This is a genomic window from Paraburkholderia megapolitana, assembly GCF_007556815.1.
Lineage (GTDB): Bacteria > Pseudomonadota > Gammaproteobacteria > Burkholderiales > Burkholderiaceae > Paraburkholderia > Paraburkholderia megapolitana.
Map to the genome: position 1 here is coordinate 1904571 of NZ_CP041745.1, position 15878 is coordinate 1920448.

Annotated in this window: 18 protein-coding genes and 1 tRNA gene; 11 read left to right on the plus strand and 8 right to left on the minus strand. The window is 61.5% G+C overall.

The window, feature by feature from the left end:
• Positions 1-121: 121 nt before the first annotated feature.
• The gene (locus tag FNZ07_RS21930; protein ID WP_091016310.1) at positions 122-400 is read right to left on the minus strand and encodes a hypothetical protein; all 279 of its coding nucleotides are present in this window, start codon (positions 398-400) and stop codon (positions 122-124) included.
• 345 nt (positions 401-745) lie between these two features.
• Here FNZ07_RS21930 and FNZ07_RS21935 point away from each other — a divergent pair, with 345 nt between their 5' ends.
• From FNZ07_RS21935 to FNZ07_RS21950, 4 genes are all read left to right on the plus strand, one after another.
• Positions 746-1165, plus strand: a complete 420-nt coding sequence (locus tag FNZ07_RS21935; RefSeq protein WP_091016312.1) for a type II toxin-antitoxin system HicB family antitoxin — start codon at positions 746-748, stop codon at positions 1163-1165.
• 247 nt (positions 1166-1412) lie between these two features.
• A complete protein-coding gene (gene dusA, locus FNZ07_RS21940; RefSeq protein ID WP_170275817.1) occupies positions 1413-2402 on the plus strand; it encodes a tRNA dihydrouridine(20/20a) synthase DusA in 990 nt (329 codons plus the stop codon).
• Between the two features lie 89 nt (positions 2403-2491).
• A tRNA-His gene (locus FNZ07_RS21945) sits at positions 2492-2567 on the plus strand.
• A 310-nt stretch (positions 2568-2877) separates the two neighbouring features.
• A complete protein-coding gene (locus tag FNZ07_RS21950; RefSeq protein WP_143098137.1) occupies positions 2878-3444 on the plus strand; it encodes a hypothetical protein in 567 nt (188 codons plus the stop codon).
• Positions 3445-3462: 18 nt separating this feature from the next.
• On the opposite strand, the gene FNZ07_RS21955 is transcribed toward FNZ07_RS21950, so the two are convergent.
• Positions 3463-3675 (minus strand): DUF3820 family protein, encoded by a 213-nt coding sequence (locus tag FNZ07_RS21955; protein ID WP_091016874.1) that lies wholly within the window; start codon positions 3673-3675, stop codon positions 3463-3465.
• A 40-nt stretch (positions 3676-3715) separates the two neighbouring features.
• Complete coding sequence (locus tag FNZ07_RS21960; protein WP_091016319.1) at positions 3716-5146, minus strand: MFS transporter; 1431 nt, start codon at positions 5144-5146, stop codon at positions 3716-3718.
• A gap of 149 nt (positions 5147-5295) precedes the next feature.
• On the opposite strand from FNZ07_RS21960, the gene FNZ07_RS21965 reads away from it, so the two are divergent.
• A complete protein-coding gene (locus tag FNZ07_RS21965) occupies positions 5296-6348 on the plus strand; it encodes an NADP(H)-dependent aldo-keto reductase (protein WP_091016321.1) in 1053 nt (350 codons plus the stop codon).
• 285 nt (positions 6349-6633) lie between these two features.
• A complete protein-coding gene (locus FNZ07_RS21970) occupies positions 6634-7056 on the plus strand; it encodes a hypothetical protein (protein WP_091016323.1) in 423 nt (140 codons plus the stop codon).
• A 41-nt stretch (positions 7057-7097) separates the two neighbouring features.
• On the opposite strand, the gene FNZ07_RS21975 is transcribed toward FNZ07_RS21970, so the two are convergent.
• Entirely contained in the window at positions 7098-7925 is an 828-nt protein-coding gene (locus tag FNZ07_RS21975; protein WP_091016326.1) for an ABC transporter permease, read from the minus strand.
• Between the two features lie 93 nt (positions 7926-8018).
• Positions 8019-8933 carry a nodulation factor ABC transporter ATP-binding protein NodI gene (gene nodI, locus FNZ07_RS21980; protein WP_091016328.1) on the minus strand — a complete coding sequence of 305 codons (915 nt, stop codon included), beginning with the start codon at positions 8931-8933 and terminating at the stop codon, positions 8019-8021.
• Positions 8934-9210: 277 nt separating this feature from the next.
• On the opposite strand from nodI, the gene FNZ07_RS21985 reads away from it, so the two are divergent.
• On the plus strand, positions 9211-9678 hold the full coding sequence (locus FNZ07_RS21985; RefSeq protein WP_091016877.1) for a universal stress protein: 468 nt from the start codon (positions 9211-9213) through the stop codon (positions 9676-9678).
• A 40-nt stretch (positions 9679-9718) separates the two neighbouring features.
• On the opposite strand, the gene FNZ07_RS21990 is transcribed toward FNZ07_RS21985, so the two are convergent.
• From FNZ07_RS21990 to lexA, 3 genes are read right to left on the minus strand one after another with little or no spacing between them, the layout of a single operon-like run.
• Positions 9719-10363, minus strand: a complete 645-nt coding sequence (locus FNZ07_RS21990) for a DUF2939 domain-containing protein (protein WP_091016331.1) — start codon at positions 10361-10363, stop codon at positions 9719-9721.
• A gap of 17 nt (positions 10364-10380) precedes the next feature.
• Positions 10381-10719 carry a hypothetical protein gene (locus FNZ07_RS21995; RefSeq protein ID WP_091016332.1) on the minus strand — a complete coding sequence of 113 codons (339 nt, stop codon included), beginning with the start codon at positions 10717-10719 and terminating at the stop codon, positions 10381-10383.
• Positions 10720-10740: 21 nt separating this feature from the next.
• Positions 10741-11391, minus strand: a complete 651-nt coding sequence (lexA, locus tag FNZ07_RS22000) for a transcriptional repressor LexA (protein ID WP_091016334.1) — start codon at positions 11389-11391, stop codon at positions 10741-10743.
• A gap of 299 nt (positions 11392-11690) precedes the next feature.
• Here lexA and FNZ07_RS22005 point away from each other — a divergent pair, with 299 nt between their 5' ends.
• The 4 genes from FNZ07_RS22005 to FNZ07_RS22020 all read left to right on the plus strand — a co-directional run bounded on the left by FNZ07_RS22005 (position 11691) and on the right by FNZ07_RS22020 (position 15874).
• Complete coding sequence (locus tag FNZ07_RS22005; RefSeq protein WP_091016336.1) at positions 11691-12731, plus strand: sulfate ABC transporter substrate-binding protein; 1041 nt, start codon at positions 11691-11693, stop codon at positions 12729-12731.
• 192 nt (positions 12732-12923) lie between these two features.
• Positions 12924-13820 carry a sulfate ABC transporter permease subunit CysT gene (gene cysT, locus FNZ07_RS22010; RefSeq protein ID WP_091016338.1) on the plus strand — a complete coding sequence of 299 codons (897 nt, stop codon included), beginning with the start codon at positions 12924-12926 and terminating at the stop codon, positions 13818-13820.
• The gene (cysW, locus tag FNZ07_RS22015; RefSeq protein WP_091016340.1) at positions 13817-14812 is read left to right on the plus strand and encodes a sulfate ABC transporter permease subunit CysW; all 996 of its coding nucleotides are present in this window, start codon (positions 13817-13819) and stop codon (positions 14810-14812) included. The genes cysT and cysW overlap by 4 nt, the downstream gene beginning before the upstream one ends.
• Before the next feature lie 3 nt (positions 14813-14815).
• Positions 14816-15874 carry a sulfate/molybdate ABC transporter ATP-binding protein gene (locus FNZ07_RS22020; protein ID WP_091016342.1) on the plus strand — a complete coding sequence of 353 codons (1059 nt, stop codon included), beginning with the start codon at positions 14816-14818 and terminating at the stop codon, positions 15872-15874.
• Positions 15875-15878: the final 4 nt, after the last annotated feature.

A 15878-nucleotide genomic window follows, 5' to 3' on the forward strand; every position in this document is an offset into this window, starting at 1 on the left:
CGCTCGCCATGTACCACAAATGATAAAGCCCGGTGTTCGTCATGAACACCGGGCTTTATCGTTAATACCCTGTGGCTAACCAGTCACCGTCGACCGGTCATCTGCGTACTGCCTGTGCAAATTAATGGCCGAAGAACACTGCGCCCGGGCCGCTTTGCTTGACGTACGCGCCACGCGTACCGGCTTGCGACGACGTGTCGCTGACACCGCCGTACGAGCCCGCGACGCCGCTTTGCTGTTGTTCAGCAGCGACCGTTTGTGCGCTCTGGCCTTGTTGCGAAGCCGGTGCGCCAACTGCCGGGCGATAGAACGGTGCCGGGCCGTAGCCGCTGGCGAAAGCAGGAGCGGCGAATGCAGCGGAAGCGGCGATCAGTGCAGCAGCGATAAGTTTGGTCTTCATGATGTGACTCCAATCGGGTTTCGTTCGGGATGGCGCTGCGACTAAGTTTTGTTTCCGGTTGCAGCGTCGATGGGGCTAAGTGTATTCCCTTACTATCAAAAATCTATGCCGATTATCTGAAATTACTTTTCTCTAAAACGGAATAATGGTGAGGGTCGGATCGGTGGGGCTTGGTGGGCGGTCGGGCGGAGGGAATTGGGGGCGGTCAGCGGGTGATGAGATTGCACTTAAATCACGCCCGCGCTGCACGGCAGTTCGGATGTCTGCGGGGTCTGTTTCGTGGGTTCGATCTTGAAATGCAACAAAGATGTTGTATTATCTCGATCGCAAACCGGAGATTCATGAATGTTGTCGTATCCCATCGAGCTGACGCCGGATTCTAACGGCACGCTCCTGGCTACATTTCCCGATGTCCCAGAAGCGATCACCGTTGGAGAGAACGAAGATGATGCGTTGGAGCATGCCCTCGACGCGCTGGAGGCTGCGCTGGAGATCTATTTTGCCGAAAAACGGCCCATCCCCCTGCCTTCAAAAGCAAAGCGAGGCCAGCGTGTCGTAAGGCTGCCGGCTCTCGCGACGTCCAAAGTTCTGCTGGCAAATGAAATGTTGCAGCAGAAAGTTCGGAAGGCGGAGTTGGCGCGTCGACTGAAGGTCAATCAGGTACAGATAGATCGCCTTCTCAAACTCAATCACTCCTCGAAGATTGAATTGGTCGAATCGGCGTTCGAGGCGCTCGGCAAGCACCTCGAATTGCGCGTTGTTTGATCCACATGTCGCTTTGCGTAAATAACCCCACCCCGGTGAGGTTTTGCCTTCCTTGAGGCGAATCTGAACGGTGTGTCCTATACTTCGGGCGCACGATTTCCCGGCGAGGTTCTGCCGGGTATGGCTCCGGTGCTACATGCCATTTGCGGTGCTACATCGTAGCGCCGGCATCGAAAAATCGGCAGATGCAGTATCAGTAAGACAGGTGTGAAATACTCTTAGCTCTATGAATTTGCAGCAAAAATCAATGAAATCAACGCCTCGTCGCGTCTCAGTTGCCCCGATGATGGACTGGACCGACCGCCACTGTCGCTCGTTCCACCGCGCGCTGTCGCGCCATACGTGGCTTTACACGGAGATGGTGACGACCGGCGCGCTGATCCACGGCGATGTCGCGCGCCATCTCGCGTTTACCGCCGACGAGGCCCCCGTCGCACTCCAGCTCGGCGGCAGCGAACCGGACGACCTCGCGCGTTCAGCGAAGCTCGGCGAGCAGTGGGGTTACGACGAGATCAATCTGAACTGCGGCTGCCCGTCGGAACGCGTGCAGCGCGGCGCGTTCGGCGCATGTCTGATGAATGAGCCGACGCTCGTTGCGGATTGCGTGAAGGCCATGCGCGATGTCGTGTCGGTACCGGTCACGGTCAAACATCGGATCGGCGTCGACGCCGTCGAAGACTACAGCTTCGTGCGCGACTTCGTCGGCACGATCGCCGATGCCGGGTGCGATGTATTCATCGTGCACGCGCGCAACGCGATTCTCAAAGGATTGAGCCCGAAGGAGAATCGCGAGATTCCGCCGCTCAAATACGACTACGCGTATCAGTTGAAGCGCGATTTTCCGCATCTGGAGATCATCCTCAACGGCGGTGTGAAGACGCTCGACGAAGTGGACACGCATTTGCAGCATATCGATGGTGTGATGCTCGGACGCGAGGCGTATCACAACCCGTATGTGCTCGCGGATGTCGACGCGCGTTTTTACGGCGCATCGAGCGAGGCGCTGACGCGCGAGCAAGCCGAAGCAAAACTGATCGAGTATTGCGCGAAAGAAGTGGCGCGCGGCACGCCTCTCGGTTCGATCACGCGTCATGCGCTCGGTCTTTATCGCGGTGTCGCCGGCGCACGCGGATGGCGAAGAGTGCTGTCCGACAACAAAAAGCTGGCCACCGGCGATCTCGCGATTTTCGACGAAGCGCGGCAGTATTTGCGCGAGTCCGCGGAAATGTGTGAATAAAGGGCTAGGCAAACGCGAATCATGTTTGTATAATCTCGCTTCTTGATCGGTGAGCCAGTTCTTGGCGAGCCAGACAGATGTTTCCAGTGGTGGCTGTAGCTCAGTTGGTAGAGTCCAGGATTGTGATTCCTGTCGTCGTGGGTTCGAGTCCCATCAGCCACCCCATCTAGCCTTTCCGAATCGATCCCCCTCAGCGTCCATTTGTTTCCGCATAGCGGCGCGGTGCTTCATCTCGTTTGATGTTTTCCGCTTTCGTCAATCGTGGCGTTGTTGAGTCGCGTCCGTCTTCATGCGAATCCCGCGTTGAATTGAAATGTCAGAACGAGCGTGATTCGCGTCGTGCCACGTGCGGATTGCGGCGATCCGTTACGCGCAAGAGCCCATGATAGGATCAAAAAAACCGGTCGAGAGCGCGATGAACACGAACGAACGCCGAATCCCAAAAGAAACAAGCGTCCTGCAGAGGCGCGACGCGATGATCGCGTTGGCCGGCTTCGCGCTTGGGTTGGTCCTCGCGGCAGCACTGACACACATGCCCGGCGATTCCGCCGCATGGGCTGCCTGGATTCAGGCGTTTGGTTCGATCGCGGCGATCATCGGTTCTTTTGCGGTGGTCCGGTATCAGTTGAAGCAGGAGCGCGCACGCGCTCGCGAAGAGGCGGCGGATCGGGATCAACGCAAAAAGAACGGCATCCTCGAACTCTGCGATCTGGCACAGGAGCAGGCAGACGCGGCGGCCGCGGGTTTTCAGGGGCATGTCGTCGACGAACTCGTACTGCTCGGCTCTTACAACGAGCGCTTCTTCAACGAAACGCTGCACGCACTCAATTCCCTCAACCTGTATCAGTTCGGTTTTCCCGAAGCGGTTTCGGATCTGATTCGCTTGAAACTTGCGTACGGCGCGATCGGACGCGCGATCAGCGCGTCGCGTTTCGGTGACGGCAGCGAGCAGATGACCGACGAGGCCCTATGCCTCGATATACAGGCGAGTCAGCGTCTGGTCGTCGAACATATTCAGGCTTTGCGTCAGATCCTCGGTTAGTCGAGCGCACACCAACCCTCAGCGCTTGCGCAACGGCTCGAGCAAGCTCTTCAATCCGTTGTGATCGATCTCATGCATTAGCGCGATCAGCCGACCGATTTCCCCGGGCGGGAAGCCCTGGCTCGCGAACCAGTTCAGGTAGTGTCCCGGCAGATCCGCGATCACGCGTCCCTTGTACTTGCCGTAGGGCATCACGCGCGTGACGAGCAGTTCGAGGTGTTCGGAATTCATCGTGCGTCCGGATGAAGATGGCGCGGTCGTGCGGTGTGTGTCATGCGCTGCGCCCACCATGACCGCTGACATGCGCGCCGGCATCGCGCTCGAGTGTGAACACATCGACGATCGCCACGATGCCGACCGCGGCAACCAGCAGGAACGCGACGCTGAAGTCCGCAGGCGTGACGGATTGTGTGCCGTGTCCATGCAACCAGGCCGCGACGCGCAGCGCGATCGCACCGAGCGCAACCCCCATGCCCATCGTCATCTGACTGAGTGTGCTCGATAACGTCGAGGCGTCGCTCATCTGCGGTTTCGGCACGTCGGCGAAGCTCAACGTGTTGATTGCGGTGAACTGCAGCGACCGCGCGAGCCCACTCACGAACAGCACGATCACGATCCAGACATACGGCGTAGTGGGCGTGAGCAGGCTCATCGCAGCCAGCGACAGCGCAGCGAACGCGCCGTTGACGAGCAGCACCGACCGGAAGCCGAAGCGGCGCATCACCGGCGTGGTGACGACTTTCATCGCGAGATTGCCGGCGAAGACCGCGAGCGTCAGCAACCCGGAGCGGAACGCGTCCATGCCAAAACCGACCTGGAACATCAGCGGTAGAAGGAAGGGGACCGCGCTGATCGATATGCGAAACAGCAGACCACCGCTCATCGCTACAGCAAAAGTCTTCACGCGAAACGAGGTTAGATCGATAACCGGGTGCGCGGTACGTCGCAAATGAAACAGCGCGGCCGCACCGGTCAGCGCTCCAACAAGCAGGAAGGCGAACGTTTCGAGCCACCCCGCGTCGGTTCGCCCGGTCAATTCCATCGCGTACATCACGGCCGTGCCGGCGATACCGCACAACGCAAAACCGACACCATCGAAGGGACGTTTTTCCGGATCTCTCGCCGTATCGAGAAAGCGCCACGCGAGCACGATGCCGATCAATCCGAGCGGCAGATTCAGATAAAAGATCCAGCGCCACGACGCATGTGTCGTGATGAGCCCGCCAAGCGGCGGCCCGATGACCGGTGCGACGAGGCCGGGCCACGTGATGATCGAGATCGCGCGCATCAGGTTATCTTTGGAGGTCGCGCGCAATACCGCGAGCCGCCCAACCGGCACCATCATCGCGCCGCCGATCCCCTGAACGATCCGCGCCGCCGTGAACGGGACCAGCCCATCGGTCATCCCGCAGACTACCGATGCCGCCGTGAACACCGCGATCGCAGTCGTGAACACGGCACGCACGCCGAACCGGTCCGCCACCCAGCCGCTGGCCGGAATGAAGACCGCGAGCGTCAGCAGGTACGAGGTGATGCCGATGCTCAGTTCGACCGGCTGCACGCCAAACGAGCGGGCCATCTGCGGCAGCGCGGTGGCGATGATCGTACCGTCGAGGTTCTCCATGAAGAACGCAGCGGCGACCAGCGTCACGATCAGCGAAGAACCGCTGGGGCGGGCTGCAACGGATGGCGAACCTGACATCGGGATGACACTCCGGAAACGGCATTGCATCGAAACGAAGGCACAGGCAAGGCAGCCGTGCCGAGCGACATTCTAGCGGCGCTGCACGTGTCGTGCTGCCATGTTAATTTCGACGTTTTCCGATTTACTCAATCAACAGGGACCGTTCGATGGAATACCGCAGACTTGGCAACACCGATGTACAGGTCAGTCTGATCGGCCTCGGCACGATGACGTGGGGCGAACAGAACACCGAGCAGGATGCGCATGCGCAGATCGACTACGCACTGGCCCAGGGCGTCACGCTGATCGACGCAGCCGAAATGTACCCGGTGCCGCCGCGGCCGGAAACGCAGGGCCTGACCGAGCGTTTCATCGGCACATGGATCGCGCAGCACCGCAGCGCACGCGACAAGATCGTGCTCGCCACCAAGATCGCCGGGCCCGCGCGCCAGCCGCATAACCCGCGGCACATCCGTGGCGAAGGCAACCAGTTCGATCGCAAGAATCTGACCGAGGCGCTGAACGACAGTCTCAAGCGCCTGCAGACCGATTACGTCGACCTGTACCAGTTGCATTGGCCCGATCGCAGCACGATGACCTTCGGCCGCAGTGCATACCCGTGGATCGACGATGCCTACACAGTACCGATCGAGGAAACGCTGTCGGTGCTGGCCGAGTTCGTGAAGGCCGGCAAGGTGCGGCATATCGGTGTATCGAACGAAACGCCGTGGGGTGTCGCGCAGTTTCTGCACGCTGCAGAGACGGCCGGTCTGCCGCGCATCGCTACGATCCAGAATCCCTATAGTCTGCTGAATCGCACGTTCGAAAGCGGTTTGTCGGAGTTCAGTCATCGCGAGCACGTCGGTTTGCTCGCGTATTCGCCGCTGGCGTTCGGCTGGCTGTCGGGCAAATACGAGGGCGGTGCGCGGCCGGCCGGTGCGCGCATCACGCTGTTCGAGCGCTTCCAGCGCTACAGCAAGCCGCACGCGGTGCAGGCCACCACGCGTTACGTCGAACTGGCGCGTCGCCATGGGCTGTCGCCGGCACAGTTCGCGCTGGCGTTCATCAACAGCCGGCCATTCGTGACGAGCAACCTGATCGGTGCCACCTCGCTCGAGCAGTTGAAGGAAAACATCGCGAGTATCGACGTGAAGCTCTCGCCCGAGATCCTCGCGGAAATCGACGCGTTGCACGAGTTGCAACCGAATCCGGCACCGTAGTCGCGCTTATATGGCATGGGGGCGGCGTGTGAGAACCCATGCCGCCTGCGGGATTTTCCGGTGCGCGTCACCAGCAAATCTCCATGGGCGATCGCTGATTCACGACCTAAACTGATGAAGGCGGTAGCGCACAGGCAGCCACGGCCTGGACACAACGCGGCTGCCCGCAGCGGCTATGGCCCGCACCGATGGTACGATTCACCCCGCGAAACGTATCACCGGGCCGTGCCTCGCGCCGGGCTGCGTTTCGCCGCTGCCAAATAGCCACAGGACTCAGGACATCGAATGGCCCAACAAAAAACGAATCCGAAACTCGAACAGGCGCTGACGCGCGGCGATCTTGCAATCCGCCAGGCGAACTCGGCGCGGGCCACCGCGCTACTACGCGCATTGGGCAAGATGATCGTCGAAGCATCGGCGACGATCGGCGTCGAAGCGTTCACGCTGATACAGGATGGCGATCGCATTTACGATCCGGCCGATGGCCTCTGGCCGCAGGCACTGCTGATTTCGCTCGACGGTCCGGTCGAAGAGAGCGATCCCGAGGAACTGCGCACGATCCGCCTGATCGCCGACGATCCGTCGACCGTGTTTCGCGTCGAGTGGCAACGGGCGGACGGGAAGCTTGGCCGCCAGGACGGCGGACCCTTCGCGACAGTCGCGTTCATTTCCGACGTCGACATTCCCTGGACCGACGACGAAGACTGACCTGCTGCACGCCGGTGCTGCGCGTGGCTAGCGGCTAGCGGCTAGCGCATCATGCGCCGTTTGAACAGCATCGCCGAGATGCAGAACGGCACGACGACATAGCCGACCAGCACGGCGACGTGCAGCGCTGCGTGCTCGACCGGCCGGTCGAGCATGGCCGGCCGGATCAGTTCGACTGCATGCGAGAGCGGCAGCAACTGTGTGACCAGTCGCGCAGCAGCCGGCAATTGTTCGACCGGAAAGAACACGCCGGAGAGCAGCAGCATCGGCGTGAGCACGAGCGTCTGATAGAACATGAAAAAATCGTACGACGGCGCGAGCGCCGTCACGATCATCGCGACGCTTGCGAACGCCATGCCTGCCAGCACGATGACCGGCAACGCGACGAGCATCGACGGAAAGCTCGCATAGCCGAGCGCGCCGGCCACCAGCATGATCGCGACACCCGACAGCACGGACTTGCTGCCCGCCCAGATCACTTCCCCGAGCACGATATCGCCGAGCGTGAGCGGCGTATGCATGATCGCCTCCCAGGTGCGCTGCACGTGCATGCGCGAGAAGCCCGAGTACATCGATTCGAAGCTCGCCGACATCATCACGCTCGAGGCCACCGTACCCGCCGCGAGAAACGCGATGTACGACACGCCGTCGACGTGCCCGACCATCATCCCTAGGCCGAAGCCGAGGCCAAACAGATAGATCATTGGATCGGCGAGGTTGCCGAACATCGACGCGAGCGCGAGCTTGCGCCAGACCAGATAGTTGCGGCGCCATACGGCAACCCAGTTCACGGTGTTGGCGGGTAGTGCGGCGAAACGTTCGCTGGTGGGCATCGTTTTGCTCGCAGTGTCCAGGCTTCGTGCATCCATGGTGCGGTGTTGTTCCGGTGTCGGTTGCGTTTGTCGTGCGGGCGGGGCGCGTGCATCCGCTTGTTGTTGTGCTTGCGGTTGTTAGGGGTGCGCTCAATCCTGCATCTCGCGGCCGGTCAGCCGCAGGAATACGTCTTCGAGATTCGCGGGCCGATGCAGATAGCGCAGGTCGGTACGTTGCTTGAGCTTCGCGTGCACCGGTTGCGGATCGTCGACATAGCAGAACAGCGTCTCGCCACTGATCTCGGTCCGCACTGCGAGCGGTGCAAGTTCGTCGCGCAGCGCGAGCGGCTCGGGACCGTAGACCTCGATCACGTCGCAACCGATCTCCGATGCGATCAACTCGGCCGGCGCACCTTCGGCGATCTTGCGTCCTTCTTCGATCACGCAGAGCCGGTTGCAGAGCCGCTCGGCTTCTTCCATGAAATGGGTGGTCAGCAGGATCGTCTTGCCGCGTGCAAGCAGCGAGCGCAGCCGTTCCCAGATCAGATGACGCGCCTGCGGGTCGAGACCCGTGGTCGGTTCGTCCATGATCAGCACATCGGGGTCGTTGACGAGCGCTCGCGCCAGTGTCAGACGCCGGCGCATGCCACCGGATAGCTCGCTGACGCGCGCGTGGGCCTTGCTTTCGAGCCGCGCGAATTCGAGCAGCGACGGCACCAGGGCGCGCGTCTCTGCAGCGCTCAGGCCGAAGTAGCGGCCGAACACCAGCAGGTTTTCGCTGACGGTGAAGTCGGGGTCGAGGTTATCGAACTGCGGCACAACGCCGACACGCATACGCGCAAAGCGTGCGCGTTCGGGGATCGCTTCGCCGCACAGGCGGATCGTGCCCGCATCGGGCGACGCGATACCGAGCAGCATGCGTAGCGTGGTCGTTTTGCCGGCACCGTTCGGCCCAAGCAGACCGAAGCATTCGCCAGCCTGCACATGAAACGACAGGCCATCGACGACGATCTTGTCGCCGTAGCGTTTTTCAACCTGCTGAAACTCGATTGCGGCATCTGACATGGACGACGAGGGCTCCGGGAACAAAAAACTGCAGCGGAAACGAAACGGCGAACGCGCTGTCTGCGCGCGATGCAGGCGATGCGTAAGCCACGGGTGCCTATTCTAGGGTATCGATGCATTCGTCGTAGCTGCTTTGGTGCTGTTTCGCATCGTTTTGCACCGCCGCATGCCCCATTGCAGGGCCTCGAATACCTGGCGTTTTCCATCCCTTGCAACCTGAATTGCGGTGCACCATGATTGAATCGAATGCCGCGATGGGCGCGGAAGGGAGATGACGATGGCGAGCTACCGAAAGATTCTGTTGTGCTACGACGGCTCGCGTGAAGGCCGCAAGGCGTTGCGTTGCGGCGCGGACCTGGCACTGGACCTGAAAGCTGAAACGCATTTGCTGTCGGTAGTGGATATGCGCTCGAGCATCGCGCAAAGCGCAGGGTTGCTAACCGATGTTGCGTGCGGCAGCTTTGAGAAAACCGCGCGTGACATTCTTCAGGAAGGCGTCGACTGGCTGACCGAGCGCGGTGTGAACGCGCAAGGGCACTTTGCGTTCGGCCATCCTATCGACGAGATCGCGAATCTCGCGAACCAGTTGCAGGTCGATCTGCTCGTAGTGGGACATCGATGCCGTACCGGCCTGTCGCGTTGGTGGATGGGTGCGGGTAACACGCCGCTGCTAGACCGCGTGTCGTGCAGCATCCTGGTGGCGTGTTCATCGGTGCAGGAGCAGCAACAACAAGAGGCTGCCTGAATCTCAGAGGCAATGCACGCAGACGGCACTAGCGTTCGAACTAGCGTCCGTTCAGATCGACGGCGGATAGCTTCCACGAAAACAGACCGTCGCGATGCAGAATGGCTGAGTAACGTGTATCGCCTACGCCGTGCCGATACGTGATGACGAATTCATTCAGCCCGCGATAGCCGGCAGTGGTTTGCGGCGGCTGCGGGGGCTGTGTCGAAGGCGGTGTTGTACCGCCGGGCGCCGGTGCAACGTCGGTTGCCGGGCTCGATGCAGTTTGAGACGGCGCAGGAGGCCGCTCGCCGGGTTCGCCGCGCGGCGGTATACCGTTCAGCAACGCGGCAACGCCATCCGGTGTTGCATACGCATCGACTAGCGGACCAATCAATGCCACACCGATCATCGCGCCCAATGCGGCCAGCGGATTGCCATTGCTCTTCGCATCGAGCCGTTGCGCGAGCAGGGCAGTGACCTGCTGTTTCAGGCTTTCGCGCAACGCGGGGAAATCGACGTATTGATCGACGGTTGCCGCATCGCGCGCGTCGGCGGCGCGCTTCAACCGGTCGAGCGTCATATAAGGCGACGCGTAGCTGAACCCCAGGATCGCGACGATCGCAATCACGATCACGACGATAACCAGTGGTTTGCGGATGCTGCCTTGCTGCGATCCGCGTCTACCGTTGACTGTCCCTGCCATTGCCTGCCGTTCTCCGTTTATTCGAACAGCGCACCCTGAATGCCGGCACGTTCTTCGGCGATCGCACGATCGATCATCCGGCATACGGCATCCATCGTACCGACCATGATGAGTCGCTTCGACCCATGGTACACGCGCACCGGAGCACGACGCGCCGGTTCGACGTTGAGACCCGCATTCAGCGACACGCGAGCGAATGCCGGCAACGACGACGGCAGGATGGACGAGCTAGTGGGAGCTTCATCGAACAGCGATGGCGCACCGTCTGCTTCGAGCGGGGCACACGGGACGACACCGCGCAAATGACGCAGACGTCCGAACTGGCGGAAAGGCAGCAGGCGGGCAAGGCGTTCCATGAATCTCTCCAGACGACAGGTTCAGAATTCGGTAGGCCGGATCAGCCCTACCGCGATGCCTTCGAGCGCGAAGTCGTCGCTCCCGGCTTCGACAAAGATGTTTTCGTAGTCGGGGTTCTCGGCGATCAGCTCAATGCCGTTCGGTCGCCGCTTCAGACGCTTTACCGTCACATCGTCGCCAAGCCGCGCGATGATGATCTGGCCGTCTTTCGCCTCGCTTTTTTTCTGCACCGCGAGCAGATCGCCGTCGAAGATACCGGCGTCGCGCATTGACAGCCCGCGCACCTTGAGCAGGTAGTCCGGCTTGCTCGAAAAGAGCGCCGGGTCGCAGGCGTAGTGCTGCGAGATATGTTCCTGCGCGAGGATCGGGCTACCGGCCGCGACGCGGCCGACCAGCGGCAGCGACAGTTGCATCAGGCTCGCATGCGGCAGCGTGAACTGATGCGGTGCGTCGTCGAGGTTGCGTACCAGACGGATACCGCGCGACGCGCCCGCCGCCAGTTCGATCACGCCTTTGCGTGCAAGCGCCCGCAGGTGCTCTTCTGCGGAATTGGCCGAGCTGAAGCCCAGCTCAGCGGCGATCTCCGCCCGCGTGGGTGGGAAGCCGGTGCGCTCGATAGCGCGCTGGATCAGTTCGAAAACCTGTTGCTGTCGTGCGGTGAGTTTGGTCATAGCGTCACTGTATGGATAGACAGGTGACTGTATTTTTATACAGTATTCGGCACATATCAAGCGTTACTTTAAGTTCGTCCTCTAGAGGGGCCGCTGCAGCACCGCAATTGGCTGTCAAAACACCCATTTACGTGCCGCAACGCCGCACCCAGCCGTCATTACCACTTTTGAGTATTAAAGAATGAGGAAACATTATTTTTAATGATGTAAGCCGTTCGATAGACTGGCCTCGACCTGATCGTCATCAGGCGCACAACAACATACATAGCCAGCACAACCACACCGCACGGAGAAACTGGATGGTCTATCGCATTACGGGGTTTGCAGACAGGATGAAACATCTCGTTGCCGCACTGGCGCTGGGCGCCGCGGCAGCAGTCGGCATCGTGTCGCACGCACAGGCAGCAGATATAACGCTGCTGAACGTGTCGTACGACCCGACACGCGAGCTGTATCAGGACATCAATCAGACATTCGGCAAGCAGTGGAAGGCGCAGACCGGCGAAACGATTACCTTCAAGCAGTCGCACGGCGGTTCGGGCGCACAGGCGCGCTCGGTGCTGGACGGCTTGCAGGCGGACGTCGTGACGCTCGCGCTGGCCTACGACATCGACGCGCTCGCGAACAAGGGCCTGCTCGACAAGAACTGGCAGAAGCGTCTGCCCGACAACGCGTCGCCCTACACGTCGACGATCGTGTTTCTCGTGCGCAAGGGCAACCCGAAGCAGATCAAGGACTGGAACGACCTGACGAAGCCGGGCGTATCGATCGTCACGCCGAACCCGAAGACCTCGGGCGGCGCGCGCTGGAACTATCTCGCTGCGTGGGCCTATGCGCTGCATCAGCCGGGCGGTAACGAGCAGACCGCGAAGGAATTCGTCTCGAAGCTCTATAAGAATGCGGGCGTGCTCGACTCGGGCGCGCGCGGTGCGACGACGAGCTTCGTGCAACGCGGGATCGGCGATGTGCTGATCGCATGGGAAAACGAAGCGTTCCTGTCGCTGAAGGAATTCGGTCCGGACAAGTTCGAGATCGTCGTGCCGTCGGTGAGCATTCTGGCTGAGCCGCCGGTTGCCGTGGTCGACAAGGTCGTTGAGAAGCATGGCACGCGCAAGCTCGCCGAGGCTTACCTGAACTTCCTGTATAGCCCGGAAGGCCAGGAGATCGCTGCAAAGAACTTCTACCGTCCGCGTTCGAACAAGGTGCCGGCCGCGCTGACCGACAAGTTTCCGAAGCTGAAGCTGTACACGGTCGACGATACGTTCGGCGGCTGGACGAACGCGCAGAAGACGCATTTTGCCGACGGTGGCGTGTTCGATTCGATCTACGCGCCGCAGTGAAGTGCAAGCCGTCAGATCGTAGAGCATAAAGACAGGCAGACCGCGGAGAACCGGCAGCAGCCGATGTAACGACGCGGTGACATCAGGCAAGCGCGCCCCCGGGCGCGCTTTTCGGCCAGATGGAACCGCGTCGATGCATCGCTCGCCGGACCCGACAGGTCTGCAGCGGATAACCCTGACAGAGCATTGAGCATGACGACGTTCACCTTCCGCAAACCGAGTGCGTTGCCCGGTTTTGGCGTGACGCTCGGCATCACGGTGGCGTATCTGAGCCTCGTGGTGCTGATTCCGCTCGCAGCAACTTTCCTGAAAACCGCGACGCTCGACTGGGCGCAGTTCGTGCGCGCCGTCAGTTCGCCGCGCGTGCTGGCCTCGTACCGCTTGACCTTTTTTTCGGCATTCGGCGGTGCGCTGATCAATGCGGTGTTCGGCTTTCTCGTCGCGTGGGTGCTGGTGCGCTATACGTTTCCGTTCAAACGGATCGTCGACGCTATCGTCGATTTGCCGTTTGCGTTGCCGACCTCGGTGGCGGGTATTTCGCTCGCGGCCGTGTATGCGGGAAATGGCTGGATCGGCCAGTTTCTCGAACCGCTCGGTATCAAGATCGCGTTTACGCCGGCTGGCGTACTCGTCGCGTTGACGTTCATCGGTTTGCCGTTCGTCGTGCGCACGGTGCAGCCGGTGCTCGAAGAGTTCGAGCGCGAACAGGAGGAAGCGGCGGCCTGCCTCGGTGCTTCGCGCTGGTTGACGTTTCGGCGCGTCGTTCTGCCCGCCGTGTTTCCCGCATTGTTGACCGGCTTCGCGCTCGCGTTCGCGCGCGCGCTCGGCGAATACGGCTCGGTGATTTTCATCGCCGGTAACGTACCGATGAAGTCCGAGATTACGTCGCTCCTGATCATCACGAAGCTCGAGCAGTACGACTATGCGGGTGCGACTGCGCTCGCGGTTGTGATGCTCGTCGTGTCATTTCTGATGCTGCTACTGATCAACACGCTGCAATGGTTCTTGCAGCGGCGCACGGGGCGCGGCACCGCTGCACCGCGCGCGCCGCTGGCAACGGCCGCAACGGTCACAGGAGGCACGCCATGAGCCGCGCTTCCGCTTCATCGAAGGTCCGCCCAGGCGCACCGCGCCGTCCCGATCCGGTCACCGAATCACGCGTCGTGCGCTGGCTCCTGACCGGCATCGCGCTGCTGTTTCTCGTGCTGTTTCTCGTCGTGCCGCTTGCTGCTGTGTTTGTCCAGGCGCTGAGCAAGGGCATCGGTTTCTATTTCGAGTCGCTGACCGATCCCGATGCCGTGTCCGCGATCAAGCTCACGCTGCTGACGGCCGTGATCGCCGTGCCGCTGAATCTCGTGTTCGGGCTCGCGGCATCGTGGGCGATCGCGAAGTTCGAATTTCGCGGCAAGGCGCTATTGACCACGTTGATCGATCTGCCGTTCTCGGTTTCGCCCGTGATCTCCGGCCTCGTCTATGTATTGCTGTTCGGTGCACAGGGCTGGTTCGGCCCGTGGCTGCAGGCGCATGACGTACAGATCATCTTCGCGGTGCCCGGCATCGTGCTCGCGACGGTCTTCGTCACGTTCCCGTTCGTCGCCCGCGAACTGATTCCGTTGATGCAGGCGCAGGGCAACGACGAGGAAGAGGCCGCGCACGTGCTCGGCGCGTCGGGCTGGCAGATGTTTCGCCGCGTGACGCTGCCGAACGTGAAGTGGGGCCTGCTGTATGGCGTCATCCTTTGCAATGCGCGGGCGATGGGCGAGTTCGGCGCGGTATCGGTGGTGTCGGGCCACATTCGTGGGCAGACCGATACGATGCCGCTGCACGTCGAGATTCTTTATAACGAATACAACTTCGCGGCGGCGTTCGCCGTGGCGTCGGTGCTGGCGTTGCTCGCACTCGTGACGCTCGGCCTGAAGCTGCTCGCGGAACGTCATCTGTCGGCGCAGCGCGACGATGCGCAGGTCGTGCCGGCGCATGCGGGACCGGCAAGTCAGCCCGTCAGCGCGCGAACGGCCGCGAGCTCGGCGACATCGCTAAACAAGGTCGCGCCGCAACCGGTTCAGCAAGGGGAGTGGTAACACATGGGCATCATCGTTCGTAATCTGCAAAAGCGCTTCGGCGATTTCGTCGCGCTAGACGACGTTTCACTCGACTTCCCGCCCGGCGAACTCGTCGCGCTGCTTGGGCCGTCCGGCTGTGGCAAGACGACGCTGCTGCGCGTGATCGCCGGTCTTGAATATGCGGACGCAGGCCAGGTCGTGCTGCAAGGCCAGGACGTCGCAACGGTCGGCGCGCGCGAACGCCAGGTCGGCTTCGTGTTCCAGCATTACGCGCTGTTTCGTCACATGACGGTGTTCGAGAACGTCGCGTTCGGTCTGCGCGTGAAACCGCGCAAAGAGCGTCCCAGCGAAGCCGTGATTCGCGAGAAGGTGCATGAACTGCTGAAGCTCGTGCAGCTCGACTGGCTTGCGCAGCGCTATCCATCCGAGCTGTCGGGCGGCCAGCGGCAGCGGATCGCGCTGGCGCGTGCGCTCGCAGTCGAGCCGAAGGTGCTGCTGCTCGACGAGCCGTTCGGCGCGCTCGATGCGAAGGTCCGCAAGGAGTTGCGCGGCTGGTTGCGGCGTCTGCATGACGATCTGCACATCTCGACGATCTTCGTCACGCACGACCAGGAAGAGGCGCTCGAAGTCGCCGACCGCATCGTCGTGCTGAACCACGGTCACGTAGAGCAGGTAGGCAGTCCGCAGGAGGTGTACGACCATCCGCAGACTTCGTTTGTCTACGAGTTTCTCGGCGGGGCAAACCGGCTGCATGGCAACGTCGCGCAGAGCGGGTTCGTCGTCGACGGCGCGGCGCAGCCGATCGCCATCGAGGCGGAATTCGAAGGCCCCGCGTTTGCCTATGTGCGTCCGCACGATCTCGTGTTGTATCCGCAGGCGTCCGGCCATCGCGACGGCATCGTGGTCGACGTGCGGCGCGTGGTGACGCTGGGCGGCTCGGTGCGTGTCGAACTCGAAGGCCGCGCGGGCAACGTGCTCGAAGCGGAACTCGACCGCGAAACGTGGCGCGAGCTGCAGCTTGGCGTCGGCGACGGCGTCACCGCCGTGCCGCGTGCGCTGCGGGTGTTCCCCGCACAATGATGGG

Coding starts and splice junctions, on each gene's coding strand:
- FNZ07_RS21930 (WP_091016310.1), bottom strand. CDS start 400: ATGAAGACCAAACTTATCGCTGCTGCACTGATCGCCGCTTCCGCTGCA.
- FNZ07_RS21935 (WP_091016312.1), top strand. CDS start 746: ATGTTGTCGTATCCCATCGAGCTGACGCCGGATTCTAACGGCACGCTC.
- dusA (WP_170275817.1), top strand. CDS start 1,413: ATGAAATCAACGCCTCGTCGCGTCTCAGTTGCCCCGATGATGGACTGG.
- FNZ07_RS21950 (WP_143098137.1), top strand. CDS start 2,878: ATGATCGCGTTGGCCGGCTTCGCGCTTGGGTTGGTCCTCGCGGCAGCA.
- FNZ07_RS21955 (WP_091016874.1), bottom strand. CDS start 3,675: ATGAATTCCGAACACCTCGAACTGCTCGTCACGCGCGTGATGCCCTAC.
- FNZ07_RS21960 (WP_091016319.1), bottom strand. CDS start 5,146: ATGTCAGGTTCGCCATCCGTTGCAGCCCGCCCCAGCGGTTCTTCGCTG.
- FNZ07_RS21965 (WP_091016321.1), top strand. CDS start 5,296: ATGGAATACCGCAGACTTGGCAACACCGATGTACAGGTCAGTCTGATC.
- FNZ07_RS21970 (WP_091016323.1), top strand. CDS start 6,634: ATGGCCCAACAAAAAACGAATCCGAAACTCGAACAGGCGCTGACGCGC.
- FNZ07_RS21975 (WP_091016326.1), bottom strand. CDS start 7,925: ATGGATGCACGAAGCCTGGACACTGCGAGCAAAACGATGCCCACCAGC.
- nodI (WP_091016328.1), bottom strand. CDS start 8,933: ATGTCAGATGCCGCAATCGAGTTTCAGCAGGTTGAAAAACGCTACGGC.
- FNZ07_RS21985 (WP_091016877.1), top strand. CDS start 9,211: ATGGCGAGCTACCGAAAGATTCTGTTGTGCTACGACGGCTCGCGTGAA.
- FNZ07_RS21990 (WP_091016331.1), bottom strand. CDS start 10,363: ATGGCAGGGACAGTCAACGGTAGACGCGGATCGCAGCAAGGCAGCATC.
- FNZ07_RS21995 (WP_091016332.1), bottom strand. CDS start 10,719: ATGGAACGCCTTGCCCGCCTGCTGCCTTTCCGCCAGTTCGGACGTCTG.
- lexA (WP_091016334.1), bottom strand. CDS start 11,391: ATGACCAAACTCACCGCACGACAGCAACAGGTTTTCGAACTGATCCAG.
- FNZ07_RS22005 (WP_091016336.1), top strand. CDS start 11,691: ATGGTCTATCGCATTACGGGGTTTGCAGACAGGATGAAACATCTCGTT.
- cysT (WP_091016338.1), top strand. CDS start 12,924: ATGACGACGTTCACCTTCCGCAAACCGAGTGCGTTGCCCGGTTTTGGC.
- cysW (WP_091016340.1), top strand. CDS start 13,817: ATGAGCCGCGCTTCCGCTTCATCGAAGGTCCGCCCAGGCGCACCGCGC.
- FNZ07_RS22020 (WP_091016342.1), top strand. CDS start 14,816: ATGGGCATCATCGTTCGTAATCTGCAAAAGCGCTTCGGCGATTTCGTC.